Source organism: Cupriavidus gilardii (assembly GCF_008801915.1).
Lineage (GTDB): Bacteria > Pseudomonadota > Gammaproteobacteria > Burkholderiales > Burkholderiaceae > Cupriavidus > Cupriavidus gilardii.
The window spans coordinates 1-521 of the sequence record NZ_VZOV01000074.1 but is presented as its reverse complement, the minus strand read 5'-3'; the positions used below and the strand labels follow the sequence as shown (position 1 = coordinate 521).

Genomic DNA, 521 nt, shown 5'->3' with positions numbered 1-521 from the left:
CCTGTATTTTCATCAATAAAAAAAGGAAACTGTAATTTACCGCCAATTTCTTTAACGATGGGACGATATTTCAATCCACCTTTCGGGCATGGATAAATTTCGACATCCAAATTTAAAAGTGTAATCACTTCACGAACGCGGCGACAAAATGGTGAACCCTCAAATTCATAAAGTTTAAGAGCTCTAACAGGCTGTTTAGGAAATGCTGTACCTGTAACACCTCTACCACCTTCAGCAATTGCAGACGCTAATGCTTGCAGTACTTTAATTTGATGATTCACCATTATGCATTCCTTTATTTAATTGTGGAGCTAGACTAGTTTTTCTTTAGCAATCACAATTCCATTATTATCTGCATAGATAAAATTACCAGATTGAATTGTGACTCCACCAAAATACAAAGGAATATCTACTTCACCAATGCCCTTACGGTTACTTTTTGCGGAATTGCAGCCAATGCATGTACACCTAAATCTAATGTTGCAAGTGCATCAACATCACGTACACAGCCATAAATAACC

At 36.9% G+C, this 521-nt stretch carries 1 protein-coding gene and 1 pseudogene; both read right to left on the bottom strand.

Translation table 11 applies throughout. The features are described from left to right. Positions 1-284, bottom strand: a 284-nt coding sequence (locus F7Q96_RS26490) for a glutathione S-transferase N-terminal domain-containing protein (protein WP_211923535.1), incomplete at its 3' end; no start/stop codon positions are given. A gap of 27 nt (positions 285-311) precedes the next feature. Next, positions 312-517: pseudogene (locus F7Q96_RS27535) on the bottom strand (RraA family protein). Positions 518-521 lie beyond the last annotated feature (4 nt).